The 16,636-nt window shown below is 64.6% G+C and carries 16 protein-coding genes; 10 read left to right on the top strand and 6 right to left on the bottom strand.

The genetic code is table 11. The features are described 5' to 3' along the window. Positions 1 to 5: 5 nt before the first annotated feature. From icmH to QN085_RS10620, 4 genes are all read right to left on the bottom strand, one after another. A complete protein-coding gene (gene icmH, locus QN085_RS10635; protein ID WP_041506079.1) occupies positions 6 to 878 on the bottom strand; it encodes a type IVB secretion system protein IcmH/DotU in 873 nt (290 codons plus the stop codon). A gap of 232 nt (positions 879 to 1,110) precedes the next feature. Beyond that, positions 1,111 to 2,082 carry a 5-oxoprolinase subunit C family protein gene (locus tag QN085_RS10630; protein ID WP_023661548.1) on the bottom strand — a complete coding sequence of 324 codons (972 nt, stop codon included), beginning with the start codon at positions 2,080 to 2,082 and terminating at the stop codon, positions 1,111 to 1,113. Then, positions 2,079 to 2,966, bottom strand: coding sequence for a 5-oxoprolinase subunit B family protein (locus QN085_RS10625; protein WP_024086807.1), 888 nt, complete (start codon positions 2,964 to 2,966; stop codon positions 2,079 to 2,081). Before QN085_RS10625 ends, QN085_RS10630 begins: the two co-directional genes overlap by 4 nt. 90 nt (positions 2,967 to 3,056) lie before the next feature. Continuing rightward, positions 3,057 to 3,815 (bottom strand): 5-oxoprolinase subunit PxpA, encoded by a 759-nt coding sequence (locus tag QN085_RS10620; protein WP_013972122.1) that lies wholly within the window; start codon positions 3,813 to 3,815, stop codon positions 3,057 to 3,059. A 120-nt stretch (positions 3,816 to 3,935) separates the two neighbouring features. On the opposite strand from QN085_RS10620, the gene QN085_RS10615 reads away from it, so the two are divergent. Together QN085_RS10615 and QN085_RS10610 are read left to right on the top strand one after the other, a co-directional pair. Next, positions 3,936 to 4,853: a LysR family transcriptional regulator gene (locus QN085_RS10615; RefSeq protein ID WP_023661550.1), complete on the top strand. Its 918-nt coding sequence runs from the start codon at positions 3,936 to 3,938 to the stop codon at positions 4,851 to 4,853. A 244-nt stretch (positions 4,854 to 5,097) separates the two neighbouring features. Beyond that, positions 5,098 to 6,951: an ABC transporter ATP-binding protein gene (locus QN085_RS10610; protein ID WP_041506080.1), complete on the top strand. Its 1,854-nt coding sequence runs from the start codon at positions 5,098 to 5,100 to the stop codon at positions 6,949 to 6,951. 102 nt (positions 6,952 to 7,053) lie between these two features. Here QN085_RS10610 and QN085_RS10605 read toward each other — a convergent pair whose 3' ends face one another. Next, positions 7,054 to 7,881 (bottom strand): IclR family transcriptional regulator, encoded by an 828-nt coding sequence (locus QN085_RS10605; protein ID WP_023661551.1) that lies wholly within the window; start codon positions 7,879 to 7,881, stop codon positions 7,054 to 7,056. A 249-nt stretch (positions 7,882 to 8,130) separates the two neighbouring features. On the opposite strand from QN085_RS10605, the gene QN085_RS10600 reads away from it, so the two are divergent. Genes QN085_RS10600 through QN085_RS10570 form a run of 7 tightly spaced genes read left to right on the top strand, consistent with a single transcriptional unit; the run spans position 8,131 to position 14,645 of the window. Beyond that, positions 8,131 to 9,150, top strand: a complete 1,020-nt coding sequence (locus tag QN085_RS10600) for an ABC transporter ATP-binding protein (RefSeq protein WP_013972118.1) — start codon at positions 8,131 to 8,133, stop codon at positions 9,148 to 9,150. Continuing rightward, entirely contained in the window at positions 9,147 to 10,016 is an 870-nt protein-coding gene (locus QN085_RS10595; RefSeq protein WP_013972117.1) for an ABC transporter permease, read from the top strand. The genes QN085_RS10600 and QN085_RS10595 overlap by 4 nt, the downstream gene beginning before the upstream one ends. Before the next feature lie 4 nt (positions 10,017 to 10,020). Next, complete coding sequence (locus QN085_RS10590) at positions 10,021 to 10,815, top strand: ABC transporter permease (protein WP_025339622.1); 795 nt, start codon at positions 10,021 to 10,023, stop codon at positions 10,813 to 10,815. A 14-nt stretch (positions 10,816 to 10,829) separates the two neighbouring features. Further along, positions 10,830 to 11,120: a (2Fe-2S)-binding protein gene (locus tag QN085_RS10585; protein ID WP_003260558.1), complete on the top strand. Its 291-nt coding sequence runs from the start codon at positions 10,830 to 10,832 to the stop codon at positions 11,118 to 11,120. Then, the gene (locus QN085_RS10580) at positions 11,117 to 12,475 is read left to right on the top strand and encodes an FAD/NAD(P)-dependent oxidoreductase (RefSeq protein WP_024086801.1); all 1,359 of its coding nucleotides are present in this window, start codon (positions 11,117 to 11,119) and stop codon (positions 12,473 to 12,475) included. The genes QN085_RS10585 and QN085_RS10580 overlap by 4 nt, the downstream gene beginning before the upstream one ends. Further along, positions 12,472 to 13,605 carry an NAD(P)/FAD-dependent oxidoreductase gene (locus QN085_RS10575; RefSeq protein ID WP_038409324.1) on the top strand — a complete coding sequence of 378 codons (1,134 nt, stop codon included), beginning with the start codon at positions 12,472 to 12,474 and terminating at the stop codon, positions 13,603 to 13,605. The genes QN085_RS10580 and QN085_RS10575 overlap by 4 nt, the downstream gene beginning before the upstream one ends. Next, positions 13,602 to 14,645, top strand: coding sequence for an ABC transporter substrate-binding protein (locus QN085_RS10570; protein ID WP_013972112.1), 1,044 nt, complete (start codon positions 13,602 to 13,604; stop codon positions 14,643 to 14,645). Before QN085_RS10575 ends, QN085_RS10570 begins: the two co-directional genes overlap by 4 nt. A gap of 252 nt (positions 14,646 to 14,897) precedes the next feature. Here QN085_RS10570 and QN085_RS10565 read toward each other — a convergent pair whose 3' ends face one another. Continuing rightward, a complete protein-coding gene (locus QN085_RS10565) occupies positions 14,898 to 15,668 on the bottom strand; it encodes an IclR family transcriptional regulator domain-containing protein (protein WP_013972111.1) in 771 nt (256 codons plus the stop codon). 154 nt (positions 15,669 to 15,822) lie between these two features. Between QN085_RS10565 and QN085_RS10560 the strand changes: the two genes are divergently transcribed. Continuing rightward, positions 15,823 to 16,632, top strand: a complete 810-nt coding sequence (locus QN085_RS10560) for a shikimate dehydrogenase family protein (protein ID WP_024086799.1) — start codon at positions 15,823 to 15,825, stop codon at positions 16,630 to 16,632. Positions 16,633 to 16,636: the final 4 nt, after the last annotated feature.

The following is a 16,636-nucleotide window of genomic DNA, read 5'->3' as shown; positions in this document are numbered from 1 at the left end:
CTTTACTACTGCTGCAAAATGCCGTTGAGCGACTCCAGCACCTCGGCGGTGATCAAGCTCAGACGGTAGCTGTAGTAGCAGTAGGCGCAGACCATGGCGATGGCGGAGATCACCAACGGGCTCCACCAGGGCCATTCCCGACGCCGCATACGGTGGGGGCGATGGACCACGTTGGTATAGGGATCGCCCGGGAATTCCGGCGTGGGGCCGCGCAGTTCACGAATGACCTTGTGCATCCGCGAAATCAGGGCGTTGATGATTTCATCGCACTTCGGGTCCAGGGCGTACTTGCCCTTCAGGCCCAGGCAAAAGCAGAAGTACAGGAACTCCAGCACATCCTGGAACTCCTCCGGAGACTGCATCAACCGCTCCAGCAACACGAAGATCTTCTCGCCACCCTGGGTTTCGCCATGGAAGATGCTGAGCAGCGGTTCGTGGCTCCAGCACGAATTGTTCCCCCAGGGGCGACTCATCACGGCCTCGTCCAGGTAAAGGCACAAGGCATAGGAATAGGCTTCGAGGTGCACCGACGAATAACCGTGCTGCTGTATTTCCTCGCGGATTGTGCTGATCTGAATCTGCAGGGTCTTGTGCACCTGTTCGATGTTGGGCAGGTCATCCAGCGTACGCAGGCGTATGACCAGGCCGAACAGCGGGTTGGCCGCGTCGAGCATCAGGTTGGCGAAGCCGCCGCGTAGCTGGAAGTCCGGGTCGGCCGGATAACCCTCATGATCCGCGCGCCCGCCGTGGCCGGGTGGATAAGGTGAATCGCTGCCCTCCGGGACATCGAGCATGGCATGCAGGCTGCTTTCGGTTACGTCATGGGCAGCGTTGGCGGCCTGGGGTTTTCCAATACGAACAGCAGATGGGCCGGGCATGAAGAGGTCCTTGTCTTCCAGTTAGGCTGAAGACATGAACACTATCGGGGAATCAATTCTTCGAGGAGCGTGGTGCGTCCCAAAGCGCTGTAGGAATTTTCTCCTTTTGGCTTGTCTGGACGCTGTGATGCCGGAATTCCGGGGCCGCTCGGCGGCCCTTTCGCGACACAAGGCCGCTCCTGCAACGACTGCGCCAGCCCTTGTGTGGGTGGCGCACCGCCGCAAACATCAATCAGCCAAACAACCTGGCCAGGAAACCCAGCTTCTTCTTGTACGAGCGCCGAGCTTCCAGGGCTTCCTCCAGGCTTACCTCGAGGAACCGCGCCTGCTGGTTGGGCTGCATCTGCCCGATCAGATCCAGGTCGGCGCTGATCACCGTGCCGATCATGGCGTAGCCGCCACCCGATACCGCGTCACGGTGCAGGATGATCGGCTCCAGCCCCGCGGGCACCTGGATCGAGCCGATCGGGTAGCAGCTGTCAACGATGTTCGACGGGTCCGAGCCGGCCCCGAACGGCTGCTCCCGTGGCTGGAAGCTCAAGGCGCTGCCGCCCTTGTAGCGATAGCCGATACGGTCAGCCTCGGAGCCGACCGTCCAGGCTTCGGTGAAAAAGCTTTGCACCGCAGCCTTGGTCAGGCGGTGAAAATACAGCCCCGGCACCACCCGCAGCACCACCTCGCCGCCCAAGGCCTGGCGCAAGGCCATCGGCAGGCTCGCGCCGGCGCGGGTCTTGCCACTGGGCATGCCGACCGGCAACAGGTCACCCGCCATCAGCTTGCGCCCATGCAAGCCACCCAATGCACCCAACGCATAGGTGGAGCGGCTGCCGAGCACCTCGGGTACATCGATACCGCCGGCCACCGCCAGGTAGGCCCGGGCACCTGCGGTAGGGAAGCCGAAACGCAACACCTGCCCGGCACGTACGGCAAACGCGGTGTCCGGGCGTTGCTCGCGGCCATCGAGCAAGGCCGGCATCTGCGCCCCGCAAACCGCCACCAGGGCATCCTGCTGGAACTCCAGCTCCGGCCCCACCAGCGCACACTCAAGGCCCGCGGCGCCGGCCGGGTTGCCCACCAGGTGGTTGGCCGCCCTCAGGGCGTACTGGTCGAGGGCGCCGGACGGCGGGATGCCCAGGTGGTAGTAGCCTTCGCGGCCCAGGTCCTGCACCGAGGTAGCCAAGCCGGGTTTGAGTACCTTGATCATGCCAGCACCTCCTGCAGAGTCCGTGGATAACCGACCGGGTCGGCAAGGAACGCGTCCAGGGAGAATTCCACCGGGCGAATGCGCAGGTCGAAACGGCCTTCTTCGACATCCGCCACCGCCTGGTCGTAGGTGCGGCGGTCAATGGGTTTGAACTGCACGATGTCTCCCGGGCGGAAGAACACCATGTGCTCCTTCAGGTAGTTCAGCGTCTGCTGCGGGTCGTAGATAGGCGCCGGAGTGACGCCGAACATCTGGTAGCCACCTGCCCCGCGCACTGAATAGATGCAGCCGAAACAGCCGCCATGGCCAAGGGTGAGCTTGGGGGTGTCAGTACGCGGGCGCAGGTACTTGGGCACCTGCAGTTGCCGCTCTCGCTCGACCATCTGGAACATGAACGGCAGGCCGGCAACGAACCCGACCATCGACACGAACCACGGCGCGCCGCTGTGCGCGGCAATGAACCCCTCGACATCGGCCAGGCCGTTGATCCGCGCGGCGTACTCCAGGTCGGTGCTGCCCGGGGCCTGGTGGCGGTCACGAAAACGCATCAGTGTTTCATGGGTCCAGGGGTCGTTGTACAGCACTGGAATCTCGATGATCCGTGTCTGCAACGAGCGCTCGGCCACTGCCTGCGCTTCGGCACCGCGCACCGCCTCCAGCAGTGCCTGCGGCGCGATACGGTCCGGGTCGAAGCGAATCTGGAACGAGGCGTTGGCCAGGCACACATCCAGCACGCCATCCAGGGCCAGCCGCTCCACCGCGCGGGTGACTGCCATGCCCTTGAAAAAGGCCTCCAGCGACATGCTCTCGCTGACTTCGGCAAACAGGTGCTCGTCGGCGCCGAAGCTGTAGCGGATAGGGGTTGTAGCGAGCGGTTCGGCCATGACTGTTCCTTTTCTTGGAGTCTTTACAGAAAGGCAGGCGAAAGCAAATTGCACGGGCTCCGGCGTATACCTGCCGGATGCCCCACGGATTCAGCGTGGCGCACGCACCACGATACCGGCAGCGTCCAGCGCCTTGCGCGTGGCCTCGACCAGGTCGAGCGCCCCCGGGGTGTCGCTGTGCAGGCAGATGGAATCGAATTCGATGGCCAGGTCCTGGCCCTCGACCGTGCGCACCACGCCTTGCTGGCAAGCCCGCAACACCCGTTCAGCGACCGCTCCAGGTTCGTAGCCCCGCACATTGCGGGTGAACACGATCGAACCGCTCAGGTCGTACTCGCGGTCGGCGTAGAACTCGCGAATGACCGGCTGGCCAAGCTCCTGGGCGATGCGGCAGATCACCGAACCCGGCATGCAGTACAGCAGCAGCTCCGGCTCGATCACTCGCAGGTTCTCCACCAGCAGCCGTGCAGCTTCTTCGTCACGTGCCAGATGCATGTACAGGGCACCGTGCGGCTTGATGTGCTGCAGGCGCACGCCCTGGGCGCGGGCAATTTCACGCAGGGCGCCGAGCTGGTAGAGCATGTCGTCGACCAGTTCCTGGGCCGGGGCATTGATGTGCCGGCGACCGAAGCCGACCAGGTCGCGGAACCCAGGGTGCGCCCCCACTGCGACGCCCAGGGCCTTGGCCCGCTCGACGGTACGGCGCATGGTGCCGGGGTCACCAGCATGGAAGCCGGTGGCGATGTTGGCCGTGCTGATGTAGCCCATCAGCTCGTTGTCGACGCCGTCGCCAATCGTCCACGGGCCAAAGCCCTCACCCATGTCCGAGTTGAAATCCACCACCTGCATGACTGTCTCTCCTGGCGCTTGTGACTGCATGCAAGCCACGTTAGATTCTCCGCACCCCCTTGGGAAGATCTATAAACAGATAGGGTGTCTTCTGAAAATCAGATACCCCCGGGAGCTATCGTGTCACTGACCCTGCGCCAGGTCCGCTATTTCGTCGCCACCGCCGAGATCGGCCAGATTTCCCAGGCGGCAATCCACCTGAACATTTCCCAGTCTGCAGTGACCACGGCGATCAAGGAGCTGGAGGCGATGCTCGGCGTGCTGCTGTTCCAGCGCTCGGCGCAGGGCATGAGCCTGACCGAGGCTGGCCGGCACTTCCTCAACCGCGCCTACGTGATCCTGCGTAGCGTGGACGATGCGTTGAACAGCCCGCTGCCGGACGTGCGCGCCAGTGGCCTGCTGCGCCTGGCGGCAAGCTACACGGTGATCGGCTACTTCCTGCCCCATCACCTGCAGCGGCTGGAGCACTGGCATCCGGATGTGACCTTGGAGCTGTACGAGCAGGAGCGCAGCGCCATCGAGCAAGGGTTGCTGGAGGGTCGTTTCGACATGGCAGTAGTACTCACCGCCAACCTCACCCACCCGGACATCGTCTCGGAAACCCTGTTCAACTCCGAACGCCGCCTGTGGCTGCCTGGCAACCATCCGCTGTGCGAGCGCTCGGCGGTAAGCCTGGCCGATGTGGCCTGCGAGCCGTTCATCCTGCTGACCGTGGATGAGGCCGAGCAAAGCGCCATGCGCTATTGGGAACAGGCCGGGCAGCGGCCGAAAGTGCGGGTGCGGACCAGTTCGGTGGAGGCCGTGCGCAGCATGGTTGCCAATGGCAGCGGTGTAGCGATCCTGTCGGACCTGGTGCACCGGCCCTGGTCGCTGGAGGGCAAGCGTATCGAGACGGTGACCATCAGCGACCCGGTGACACCGATGAGCGTTGGGCTGGCCTGGCACCGGGAACGGGCGTTCAGCCCGGCGATGCAGGCTGTACGCAATTACTTCCATGATGCTTTTTTGGCACCGCAGCAGTTGTCGGCACGGCGCTGACCGTTCTCTGCAGGCCCGATCTCGTTGCGGGTACCCCTACAGCACCAAGGCAAAATGAAATCAGACAGAAATGTAATAATTTGCAAAGTTTTGTTAACAACGACCGTTGGGTCAGTGTCTGTCAGTTAAGGTTGCCGGCTTGACTGGGGCTGCATTGCAGCCCAAGCCTGCCATGGCGACAGCGGACATATCGCTGCGTGTCATGGTCACCGGCCAGGCAAGAATTGATTTTCCGGAGACAAGCATGCTTCGCATCTTTGAGCGCTGGCTCGATCCCTTCCCACCTGATGAGGTACCACCGCCACCGGTTGGCCTGTTGCGCTTCATGTGGGCCTGCACCCGGGGCGCACGCGGCTACATCCTGGCGCTTGCGCTGCTCAGTGCCGGGGTATCGATCTACGAAGCCTGGCTGTTCGCCTTTCTCGGCCAGGTCGTGGACCTGCTCTCGGCCTGGCAGGCCGGCGGTACCGTCGGCCCCGAAGAAACCCGGGTGCTGTGGGGTATCGGCATCGTCCTGCTGGTCAGCATCGGGTTGGTGGCGCTGCGCACCATGGTTCAGCACCAGGTGCTGGCGATCAACTTGCCGCTGCGGCTGCGCTGGGACTTTCACCGGCTGATGCTACGCCAGAGCCTGTCGTTCTTTTCTGACGAGTTTTCCGGTCGGGTCACCACCAAGGTGATGCAGACGGCACTGGCGGTACGCGATGTGTTGTTCACCGTCATCGAGATCCTGCCCGGGATCGGGGTGTACTTCATCGCGATCATTGCCTTGGCCGGTGGCTTTGCCCTGAAACTCATGCTGCCATTCATTGCCTGGGTCGTACTGTTCGGCCTGGCCATGCTGTATTTCGTGCCACGCCTGGGCAAGGTCGGCCAGGAGCAGGCCAATGCGCGATCGTCGATGACCGGGCGGGTGTCCGACGCCTACACCAACATCACCACGGTGAAGCTGTTCTCGCACGCCAACCGCGAAGCGCACTTCGCGCGCGCGGCCATGGAGGACTTCAAGCAGACCGGCTTTCGCCAGATGCGTCTGGTCAGCCAGTTCGAAATCGTCAACCAGGCGCTGGTGGTGGGCTTGATCATCGCTGCCGGTGGCTATGCGCTGTGGCTGTGGCACCAGGGCCAGGTCGGTACCGGGGCGGTGGCGGCGATCACCGCCATGGCCTTGCGTATCAACGGCATGTCGCACTGGATCATGTGGGAGATAACCTCGCTGTTCGAAAACATCGGCACCGTGCAGGACGGTATGGCCACCCTCACCCGCGGCCCCAAGGTAAAGGATGCGCCGGATGCTGTGGAGCTGGTAACCACAGGGGGCGCGGTGAGTTTTGACAAGGTCAGCTTCAACTACAACGGCGAGCGTCAGGTGCTCAACGACCTGAGCCTGCACATTCGCCCGGGCGAAAAAGTCGGCCTGGTCGGCCGCTCCGGCGCCGGCAAGTCCACCTTGATCAACCTGCTGCTGCGCTTCTACGACGTGGACCGTGGTGAAATCCGCATCGACGGGCAGAACGTGGCCAAGGTCACTCAGGACAGCCTGCGCGCGGCGATCGGCATGGTCACCCAGGACACCTCGCTGCTGCACCGCTCGATTCGCGACAACATCGCCTATGGCCGCCCCGATGCCACCGAAGCGCAGATCCGCGCCGCTGCGGCCAATGCCCAGGCCGATGGTTTCATCAGCCAGCTCAGCGACCGCCAGGGCAACACGGGTTACGACACCCTGGTGGGAGAGCGCGGCATCAAGCTGTCTGGTGGCCAGCGCCAACGCATCGCCATTGCCCGAGTGATGTTGAAGAACGCGCCGATCCTGCTGCTGGACGAAGCCACGAGTGCGCTGGACTCGGAAGTGGAAGTGGCCATTCAGGAGAGCCTGGATGAAATGATGCAAGGCAAGACCGTCATCGCCATCGCCCACCGGTTGTCGACGATTGCCGCCATGGACCGGCTGATCGTGATGGATGAAGGGCGCATCATCGAGCAAGGCACCCATGCGGAACTGCTGGCGAAGAACGGTACTTATGCGCGGTTGTGGCAGCACCAGAGCGGCGGGTTCCTGGGTGAGGACCAGGGTGTGGCCGAGGCGATGGAGTAGGCCTGTATGGGAGCGGGCCCGGCGAACACCGGCAAAGCCGGTGCCATGCGTCGACCTCCATCAGTTTCCATCGCGACGATGGACTGAGCTCAATCCTGGCCCTCAACCAAACACGTGCGAAGGCCGGCGCAGCACCGGGTCAAACGGGTTGACCCGTTCGCCAATCGCCGTCGCCTCGCGCTTGAGCAGCGCCACCACGGTCGGCATGCGGTTGGGCCCCAGGCGGTCGCTGATGGTCGCCACGCTCAGGGCCGCCACCGCATAGCCGTTACGATCGAGGATCGGCACCGCCAGGCCGGCCATGCCATCGAGCACTCCGGTATTGCGCCCGGCATAGCCGAGGCTGCGCACATTGTCGATTTCGGCGCGCAGCATGACTTCGTCGTAATGGTGGAAATCCTTCAGCCGCGGCAGGTTGTAGCGGATCACCTCGTCGCGCTCCTCCTCCGGCAGGAAGGCCAGGATTGCCAGGCTGCCCTGCCCCACCCCCAAGGCCACACGGCCGCCGATATCACCGGTGAAGGTACGAATCGGGTATGGCCCTTCGCTGCGGTCCAGGCACACCGCATCGAACCCCGAGCGCGCCAGCAGGAACAGCGAATCGCCCAACGAGGCCGACAGCCGCAGCAGGCTGGGGCGCACCACATCACGCAGGTTGCCGGCTTGCCCGGCCTTGGCCGCCAGGGCAAAAAAATCCAGGCTCAGCCGGTAGCGCTTGCTGGTCTCGCACTGGTCGACCATGCCTTCTTCAATCAGGCTGCGCAGCAGGCGGTGGGTTGTGGGTTGCGCCAGGCCAACCCGCTGCGCCAGCTGGCTGACCTTCTCGCCCTCGCCGCCGCATTCTCCCAGCGCACGCAACACGGCGAACAAACGCGACACCGCACCGACACCTACTTCCTTGGCCTGCACATTTCGTTTATCGGAATCCATTTTTCGTCAAACCCTTAAAAATTCCATTCAGTGGAATAATTTCAAAATAGCTATCACCCAGTGAAATTACCCTTTGTCGCCATCCTAATCATTGCCCTACTCTCCGGTCCATAGGGCGATATCACAACATCGGCCGCCGCCACAGAAGCGAGCGCCAACGTCCGTAAAAGCATTGCTTTTCGCCGCTGGCGCTCTGCCCACCCTGAAACTGCCGGTTGACCCCGGTTCCGTTTGCGATGGAGCACAGCCATGACCTTTCTGTTGATCGACAAGCTTTGCAAGCGCTATGGCGCCACGGAGGCAGTGGCCAGCTCGTCACTGGCCATCGAGAAAGGCGAGTTCGTCTCCCTGCTTGGCCCTTCGGGCTGCGGCAAGACCACCACCCTGCAAATGATTGCCGGCTTCGTCGAGGTCACCAGCGGCCGCATTGTCCTCGACGGCCGCGACATCACCCACGCCAAGCCGGCCAGCCGAGGCCTGGGCGTGGTGTTCCAGAGCTACGCGCTGTTCCCGCACATGACCGTGCGCGACAACGTCGCCTTCGGCCTGCGCATGCGCAAGGTGGCCAACGCCGACATCGCCCGCCGGGTCGACCAGTCCCTGGCGCTGGTGCGCCTGGACAAGCATGCCGAGCGCTACCCGCGCGAACTCTCCGGCGGCCAGCGTCAGCGGGTGGCCCTGGCCCGCGCACTGGTGATCGAACCGCCGGTGCTGCTACTGGACGAACCGCTGTCCAACCTGGACGCCCACCTGCGTGAAGAAATGCAGTTCGAGATCTGTCGCATCCAGAACGAGGTCGGCATTACCACCTTGATGGTCACCCACGACCAGGCCGAGGCCTTGTCGATCAGCGACCGGGTGGTGGTGATGGAGGCCGGGCGCATTACCCAGGTAGATGACCCCTACCGCCTCTACGAACACCCGGGTACGCCCTTCATTTCCGATTTTGTCGGCAAGGCCAACCGCCTGCGCGGCGTAACCGGCCCCGGCGGGCAACCGCAGGCGAATGCCCAGGGCCCGCTGACCCTCAGCCTGCGCCCGGAAAAAATCAGCCTCGGCCCGGCCGGTAGCGGCAGGCTCGCAGGCCGCATCAGCTGCCGCTACTTCCTCGGCAGCCAGTGGCTGTATCGGGTCGACACTGCTCTGGGCAACCTGGCCGTGGTGCGTGCCAACGACGGCAACACACCGCTGGATGAAGGCACACAGGTCGGCCTGGACTGGAACGATGCCCTGCTGCGGGTACTGAACGCTGGCGAGGTGGCGGCATGAGCGCGGCAAAGCTGCGCAGCAGCGCCTGGGGCTACGGCCTCAGCAGCCCGGCGCTGCTGTTGTTCCTGGCCTTGCTGGTGGTGCCACTGGGGCTGACCGTGCTGCTGTCGTTCAACGCGTTCGACTACAGCAGCGGCATCCAGGCCGGCCAGTACACCCTCGGCCATTACCTGAGCCTGGTGACCGACACCTACTACTACGAGATCTTCTTCCGCACCTTCTGGATCAGCGCCCTGGTCACCCTGCTTTGCGTGCTGATCGGCATCCCCGAGGCCTTGGTGCTCAGCCGCATGGGCGCGCCGTGGCGCTCGATCTTCCTGATCCTGGTGCTGACCCCGCTGCTGATTTCGGTGGTAGTGCGGGCCTTCGGCTGGAGCCTGCTGCTGGGCGCCGACGGCCTGGTCAACCAGGGCATCACTGCCCTCGGCGGCCAGCCGGTGAAGCTGCTGTATACGCCCTTTGCAGTGATCATCGGCCTGGTCCACGTGATGCTGCCGTTCATGATCATCCCGGTGTGGACCTCGCTGCAGAAGCTCGACCCGGCTGCCGAGCAAGCCGCGCTGTCACTGGGTGCCAGCCAGTGGACGGTGTTCCGCCGCATCGTGCTGCCACAGATCATGCCCGGCGTGCTGTCAGGCACGCTGATCGTGTTCGGCCTGGCCGCCAGTTCGTTCGCCATCCCCGGCCTGCTGGGCGGGCGCCGGCTGAAGATGGTCGCCACCATGATCTACGACCAGTACCTGGCCGAACTGAACTGGCCGATGGGTGCCACCATCGCCGTGGCCCTGCTGCTGATCAACCTGCTGGTGATGCTCAGCTGGAACCGGCTGGTCGAACGCCGCTACAAACGCGCACTTGGAGTCTGAACCGATGACCCGTAACGGCCCGCTGGCCCTGTCCTTTCACGCCCTGGTGATGCTGTTCATGCTCGCCCCGCTGGTGGTGGTGTGCCTGGTGGCATTCACCCCGGAAAACACCCTCAGCCTGCCCACCGCCGGCTTCTCGCTGCGCTGGTTCAGCGCCGTGTTCGAGCGTGCCGATTTCCTCGATGCGTTTTACAACAGCCTGAAACTCGCGGCCCTGGCTGCCTCGCTGGCCACTTTGATCGCCGTGCCGGCGGGCCTGGCGATCACCCGCTACAGCTTCCCCGGCCAAGGCTTTCTCAACGGCCTGCTGCTGTCGCCGATCATCATCCCGCACCTGGTTCTGGGTGTGGCCTTGCTGCGGCTGTTCGCCTTGCTGGGGGTCAATGGCAGCTTCGCCTGGCTGGTGTTCGCCCACGTCGTGGTGATCACCCCTTACGTGCTGCGCCTGGTACTGGCTGCAGCCATCGGTATCGACCGCAGCGCCGAGCAGGCCGCGCAAAGCCTGGGTGCTGGCCGGGTCACGCTGTTCTGCAAGGTCACCCTGCCGATGATCCTGCCCGGTGTGGCCGGCGGCTGGCTGCTGGCGTTCATCAACAGCTTCGACGAAGTGACCCTGTCGATCTTCGTCACCTCGCCTGCCACCCAGACCCTGCCAGTGCGCATGTACGTATACGCCACCGAATCCATCGACCCGATGATGGCCGCCGTCTCGGCGCTGGTTATCGCCGTCACCGCCCTGACCATGGTCGCCCTGGACCGCGTATATGGCCTGGACCGCGTGCTGGTGGGCAAGCAATGACAAGGAATGCCCCCATGCCTCTGTTCAAGCGCGTGGCCGAACACGACCGCGAGCCTGTGCCCTTCCTGCTCGACGGCCAACCGGCCAAAGGCATGAGTGGCGATACCCTGCTGACTGCCATCCTGACCAATGCCGGGCACCTGCGCGGCAGCGACTTCAGCGCCGAACCACGCGCCGGCTTCTGCCTGATGGGCGCCTGCCAGGACTGCTGGGTACGCCTGCAGGATGGCCGTCGGGTACGCGCCTGCTCGACCTTTCTGGAACCGGGCCAGTGCGTGACCCGCGACCCGGGGCGCCAGCCATGAGTGCGATCGTGATCATCGGCGCCGGCCCGGCCGGCATCCGCGCCGCGCAAACCCTGGTAACCCACGGCCTGCGCCCGGTGTTGCTGGACGAAGCCAGCCGCGGCGGCGGGCAGATCTACCGCCAACAGCCGACCAACTTTCGCCGCTCGGCCAAAGCCTTGTACGGCTTCGAGGCAGGAAAAGCGCAAGCCGTGCACACCACCCTTGAGCAACTGCGCGGGCAGGTCGACTACCGCCCGGACACCCTGGTATGGAACGCCGAGCAGCAAGTGCTGGACACCTTGCAACAGGGCCAACTGGCCGACCGCCTGGCGTTCGACCGGGTGATCGTCGCCACCGGTGCCACCGACCGAGTATTGCCGATACCCGGCTGGACCCTGCCTGGGGTCTATACCTTGGGCGCTGCGCAAATCGCCCTGAAGTTCCAGGGCTGCGCGATCGGTGAACGGGTGGTGCTGGCCGGCAGCGGGCCGCTGCTGTACCTGGTGGCCTACCAGTACGCCAAGGCCGGTGCCACGGTCAGCGCGGTACTCGACACCTCACCGTTCAGCGCCCAGGTGCGTGCCCTGCCACGCCTGCTTCTACAACCGGGCACCTTTGCCAAGGGCCTGTACTACCGAGCCTGGCTGGCCCGCAAGGGTGTGCCGGTGCACCAAGGCGTGACCCTGCTGGGTATCGACGGCGAGCAACGTGCCAGCGGTGTGCGCTGGTCGCACAATGGCCAACAACACGACTTGCCGTGCGACGCCGTGGCATTCGCCCACGCCCTGCGCAGTGAAACCCAACTGGCCGACCTGCTGGGTTGCCAATTCGCCTGGAGCGTGCTCAACCGCGCCTGGCTACCGGTACGTGACGCCCAGGGCCGGGCCACCAGCCCTGGCGTGTACCTGGCGGGCGATGGTACCGGCATCCTCGGTGCCGACGGTGCCGAGATGAGCGGTGAACTGGCCGCCCTGACACTGCTGGCCGACCTTGGCAAGCCCGGCAACCCGCAGCGCCAGCAGCAACTGGAAAGGCGCCTGGCCACCTTGCAGCGCTTCCGCCAGGGGCTGGAGCAGGCCTTTCCATTCCCCGAGCAGTGGGCCCGGCAAGCCCCGGACGAGCTCACCGTGTGCCGCTGCGAGCAGATCAGCGCCGGGGAAATCCGCGCCACCGTGCGTGCCGGGCACTGGGAAATCAACCGGGTCAAGGCCATGTGCCGAGTCGGCATGGGCCGCTGCCAGGGCCGCGTGTGCGGTGCAGCTGCCGCCGAGTTGATCGCCTGCGAAAGCGGTCGGGCCATTGACCAGGTAGGGCGCCTGCGTGGCCAGGCACCGGTCAAGCCCCTGCCCTTTGGCCTGGAGATAAAACCATGAAGCTGATCGAAGTGGACGCCATCATCGTCGGCGGCGGCATCATCGGCAGCAGCGCGGCCTTGACCTTGGCCCGCGCTGGTCGGCAAGTGGCATTGCTGGAACGCGACTTCTGCGGCTCGCATTCCAGCGGAGTGAACTACGGCGGTGTGCGCCGCCAGGGCCGCTCGTTGGCCCAGCTGCCGTTGTCGATGCGCGCCCATGCCATCTGGGGGAATCTGCGCGAATGGATCGGCATCGATGGCGAATACGCCCGCAGCGGCCACCTGAAGCTGGCCCGCAGCGAAACCGACTTCGATGCCTTGAAGGCCTATGCCCGGCGTACCCAGGCTTTTGACCTTCGCCTGCAACTGTTTGAACGACGCGAACTGCGCCAGCGCTTCCCCTGGGTAGGCGATATCGCCGTCGGCGCCTCGTACTGCCCCGAGGACGGCCATGCCAACCCACGGCTGGTGTCACCGGCCTTCGCCCAGGCGGCCAGGCGCAGCGGCGCCCAGGTGCATGAACAGTGCAAGGTGCTGGAGGTGGGACACGACGGCCACCACTTCAGCGTACACACCAGCAGCGGCCAAGGCTTCAAGGCGCCCTGGCTGTTGAATTGCGCCGGCGCCTGGTCGGCGCAATTGGCCGAGCGGTTCGGCGAGCCGGTGCCGCTGACCGCGGCCCACCCAGCCATGCTGGTCACCGAGCCGCTGCCGCTGTTCATGACCGCCAGCACCGGGGTCGAAGGCGGCGGCATCTATGCCCGCCAGGTGGCGCGTGGCAACTGCGTGCTGGGCGGCGGGCGCGGTTTTGCCCTGACCCCGACCACCGCACGCCCGGGCCAGGCCGCAGTGCTCGACATCCTGCACAACGCCACCGAGCTGTACCCGGCACTGGCCGGCGCCCAGGCCATTCGCACCTGGAGCGGCACCGAAGGCTACCTGCCCGATGACGAACCGGTGCTCGGCCCCAGCCTGCACCAGCCCGGCCTGCTGCATGGTTTCGGCTTTGCCGGTGCCGGCTTCCAGATAGGCCCGGCTGCCGGTGAAGCGTTGGCGCAATGCATCCTGCACGGCGCGCCGACGCTCAGCCTGGCGGCTTTTTCCATCAACCGCTTTCAGCCCAACCACCACAAGGAAAACCTGTCATGACGCACAAGCAACGTTTGCTCGCCCTGTTCTGCACCGTGCCCGGCCTGTTCGCCTGCCTGCCCGCCATGGCCCAACCCACGCTGTACCTGGGCATGAACGGCGGCACCATGGAACGGCTGTTCAGCGACAATATCCTGCCAAAGTTCGAGCAGGCCAACGGCGTGAAGGTGGTGATTGTCCCCGGCACCTCGGCCGACATCCTGGCCAAGGTCCAGGCCACGCCGAACAAGCCGTCGATCCATGTGATGGTGCTGGATGACGGCATCATGTACCGCGCCATCGGCATGGGCCTGTGCAGCACGCTCAAACCCAACCCGACCTTGGCCCAGTTGCCGGAAAAGGCCCTGATCAAGGACAAGGCCGCCGCAGTCAGCCTGGGCGTGACCGGGCTTGCCTACAACAGCCGCCTGTTCAAAGCCAATGGCTGGGCGGCGCCCACCTCGTGGAACGACCTGGCTGACCCGCGCTTCAAGGACAAGGTGGTGTTCCAGTCGATGGCATCGTCCACCTTCGGCCTGCATGGTTTCCTGATGTACAACCGCCTGCACGGCGGTAGCGATACCGATGTCAACCCGGGCTTCACGGCCTGGCAGAAGAACGTGGGCCCGAACGTGCTGGAATACATCCCCAACTCGGCCAAGCTCTCGGAAATGGTGCAAACCGACGAAGCCGCGCTGTTCCCGCTCACCCCCACCCAGGTGACGGCGCTGAAGCTCAAAGGCATCCCGGTGGAGTACGCCGCGCCCAAGGAAGGTGCCGTGGTGCTCAACCAGGCCGAATGCGTCACGGCCAACAACGACCAGCCGGAACTTGCGCAGAAGCTCGCCGAGTTCCTGCTCAGCCCCGAGGCGCAGTCGCCGGCACTGGAGCTGGGTGACCAGATCCCGTCCAACCCCAACACCCCCACCAGCGACAAGACCCGTGGCCAGGTCGAAGCCATGCAGACCTACCTGCAGACTGCCGTGACCATCGACTGGGACCAGGTCAACACCCAGCGCCCCGAATGGAACGCGCGCTGGAACCGCCAGATCGAGCGATAAGCCGAGGGCCTGGGCCGCTCCCACCCCTTTGGGCTGCGCTGTCACGTATAGAACGGAATTCACAAGCGGTCCGCGTACCCTGTGGGAGCGGCTTTAGCCGCGAAGAATCCAGCGCGGTGCATGGCACCGGCTGCGCCGGTGTTCGCGGCTGAAGCCGCTCCCACAGGGTCCCGGCTAGCTCAATGAATCATGTTCAGTTCTATGAGATCGAGTTTCCCGCGAGAAGGCAACACGCCTCCAAACCCTAACACCTCAATCCAGCACCGGCCGCAACAACGCCTGGGCCTCGTACAGGGTCGGCAGATACCGCAAGCGTATTTCATCCACACTCAACCGCGAAGCATGGGTGGTGATGGTCAACGTCGCTTTCAGCCGGCCAGCCCGGTCCAACAGTGGCACACCCAGCACGCGCATGCCGATTTCATACTCCTGGTCCACGATACAGAACCCCTGCTCCTTCACCCGCAGCAACTCCGCCTCCAGCTGCAACCGGTCCGTCTGCGTATAAGGCGTCAACCCTCGCAGCGGGTTACGCGCAAAGTAGGCATCCCGCTCCACCTCATCCAGCCAGGCCAGCCAGACACGCCCACCGGCAGTGCAATACATCGGCACCCGCGAACCCGGCCGGATCGACAACGAAGACACATGGCTGTAGCGGCTGCGTACCAGGTGGATGATCTCGTCACCATCACGGGTACCTACCGACACATGCTCCTGGGTCTGCCGCGCCACCTGCTCGACGATCGGCCGCAGCATGCGCGGCAGTTGCGCCGAGTCCACATACGCCTGGCCAAGGCGCAGCGCCTTGGGCGTAAGCCAGTACTCACGGCTGTCGGTTTCGGCAAACCCTTCGTGCACCAAGGTCAACAGAAACCGCCGCGCGGCACTGGGGGTAAGGCCGGACAACCTGGCCGCCTGCGGCACGCTAAGGCGCGGCTGCTCGGCGCTGAACAGCTGCATCAGCGCCAGGCCCTTCTGCAAGCCGGCGATCAGGTCACGGGGGTGGATAGCGGGGGTGTTCATCTATTCGACTCGCAAGCAGGGCAAAAACAGCCGATTACCGCGATAACCGGATCAATGGTGCGATTATCGCATTAAACGCCCGATCAGCGCATTGTTGCCCACGCCCCCTTGCCTCACCCTTGGCCTGCATAACAACGCCAATAAGGAGGTCAGCATGATTCGTGGTTCGACTGAACTGGTCGCCATCGTCGGTTCGCCCATTGCCCAGGTGAAGTCCCCCGAAAACTTCAACACCTGGTTCGCCAACAACAACTGCAACCTCGCCATGCTGCCCATCGACCTGCAGGAGACCGCGCTGAATACCTTTGCCGGCACTCTGCGTGGCTGGCAGAACCTGCGCGGTTGCGTGGTCACCGTGCCGTACAAGCAGGCCCTGGCCAGCCGCCTTGATAGCCTGAGCGAGCGCGCAGCCGCGCTGGGCTCGGTCAATGTGATTCGCCGAGAGCGTGACGGGCGACTGCTGGGCGACAACGTGGACGGCGCCGGCTTCCTCGGTGCTGCGCGCAAACATGGCTTCGAGCCGGCCGGCAAGCGTGCGTTGGTAATCGGTTGCGGCGGGGTCGGCAGTGCCATTGCCTATGCACTGGGCGAGGCCGGCATCGCCAGCGTCACCCTCAGCGACCCCAGCACAGCGCGCATGGGCGCTGTGTGCGAGCTGCTCGGCAATGCCTTCCCCACGGTCGAAATCGCCACCCGGGTCGACGGGCTGGAAGGCTTCGACCTGCTGGTCAACGCCTCCCCTGTCGGCATGGGCGGTAGCGCGGAGCTGCCACTGCCTGCCGCCCTGCTCGCCACCTTGCAACCCGAAACCCTGGTCGCCGATGTGGTCACCTCGCCCGAGATCACCCCGCTGCTGAACCGGGCACGCCAGGTTGGCTGCGCGGTCCAGACCGGCCCGGAAATGGCCTTCGCCCAACTCGGCCACCTGGGCGCCTTCATGGGCGTCACGCCGCTGGAGATCTGAAGCC

Origin of the sequence: Pseudomonas sp. M2(2023) (assembly GCF_030263955.1) — a bacterium.
GTDB classification, from domain to species: Bacteria; Pseudomonadota; Gammaproteobacteria; order Pseudomonadales; family Pseudomonadaceae; genus Aquipseudomonas; species Aquipseudomonas asiatica.
The sequence above is the reverse complement of the archived record's forward strand: the minus strand, read 5'-3'. Positions and strand labels throughout refer to the sequence as shown.

Excerpts from the sequence above, each read along its gene's own strand:
- icmH (WP_041506079.1), bottom strand. The coding sequence starts at position 878 with ATGCCCGGCCCATCTGCTGTTCGTATTGGAAAACCCCAGGCCGCCAAC.
- QN085_RS10630 (WP_023661548.1), bottom strand. The coding sequence starts at position 2,082 with ATGATCAAGGTACTCAAACCCGGCTTGGCTACCTCGGTGCAGGACCTG.
- QN085_RS10625 (WP_024086807.1), bottom strand. The coding sequence starts at position 2,966 with ATGGCCGAACCGCTCGCTACAACCCCTATCCGCTACAGCTTCGGCGCC.
- QN085_RS10620 (WP_013972122.1), bottom strand. The coding sequence starts at position 3,815 with ATGCAGGTGGTGGATTTCAACTCGGACATGGGTGAGGGCTTTGGCCCG.
- QN085_RS10610 (WP_041506080.1), top strand. The coding sequence starts at position 5,098 with ATGCTTCGCATCTTTGAGCGCTGGCTCGATCCCTTCCCACCTGATGAG.
- QN085_RS10605 (WP_023661551.1), bottom strand. The coding sequence starts at position 7,881 with ATGGATTCCGATAAACGAAATGTGCAGGCCAAGGAAGTAGGTGTCGGT.
- QN085_RS10600 (WP_013972118.1), top strand. The coding sequence starts at position 8,131 with ATGACCTTTCTGTTGATCGACAAGCTTTGCAAGCGCTATGGCGCCACG.
- QN085_RS10595 (WP_013972117.1), top strand. The coding sequence starts at position 9,147 with ATGAGCGCGGCAAAGCTGCGCAGCAGCGCCTGGGGCTACGGCCTCAGC.
- QN085_RS10590 (WP_025339622.1), top strand. The coding sequence starts at position 10,021 with ATGACCCGTAACGGCCCGCTGGCCCTGTCCTTTCACGCCCTGGTGATG.
- QN085_RS10585 (WP_003260558.1), top strand. The coding sequence starts at position 10,830 with ATGCCTCTGTTCAAGCGCGTGGCCGAACACGACCGCGAGCCTGTGCCC.
- QN085_RS10580 (WP_024086801.1), top strand. The coding sequence starts at position 11,117 with ATGAGTGCGATCGTGATCATCGGCGCCGGCCCGGCCGGCATCCGCGCC.
- QN085_RS10575 (WP_038409324.1), top strand. The coding sequence starts at position 12,472 with ATGAAGCTGATCGAAGTGGACGCCATCATCGTCGGCGGCGGCATCATC.
- QN085_RS10570 (WP_013972112.1), top strand. The coding sequence starts at position 13,602 with ATGACGCACAAGCAACGTTTGCTCGCCCTGTTCTGCACCGTGCCCGGC.
- QN085_RS10565 (WP_013972111.1), bottom strand. The coding sequence starts at position 15,668 with ATGAACACCCCCGCTATCCACCCCCGTGACCTGATCGCCGGCTTGCAG.
- QN085_RS10560 (WP_024086799.1), top strand. The coding sequence starts at position 15,823 with ATGATTCGTGGTTCGACTGAACTGGTCGCCATCGTCGGTTCGCCCATT.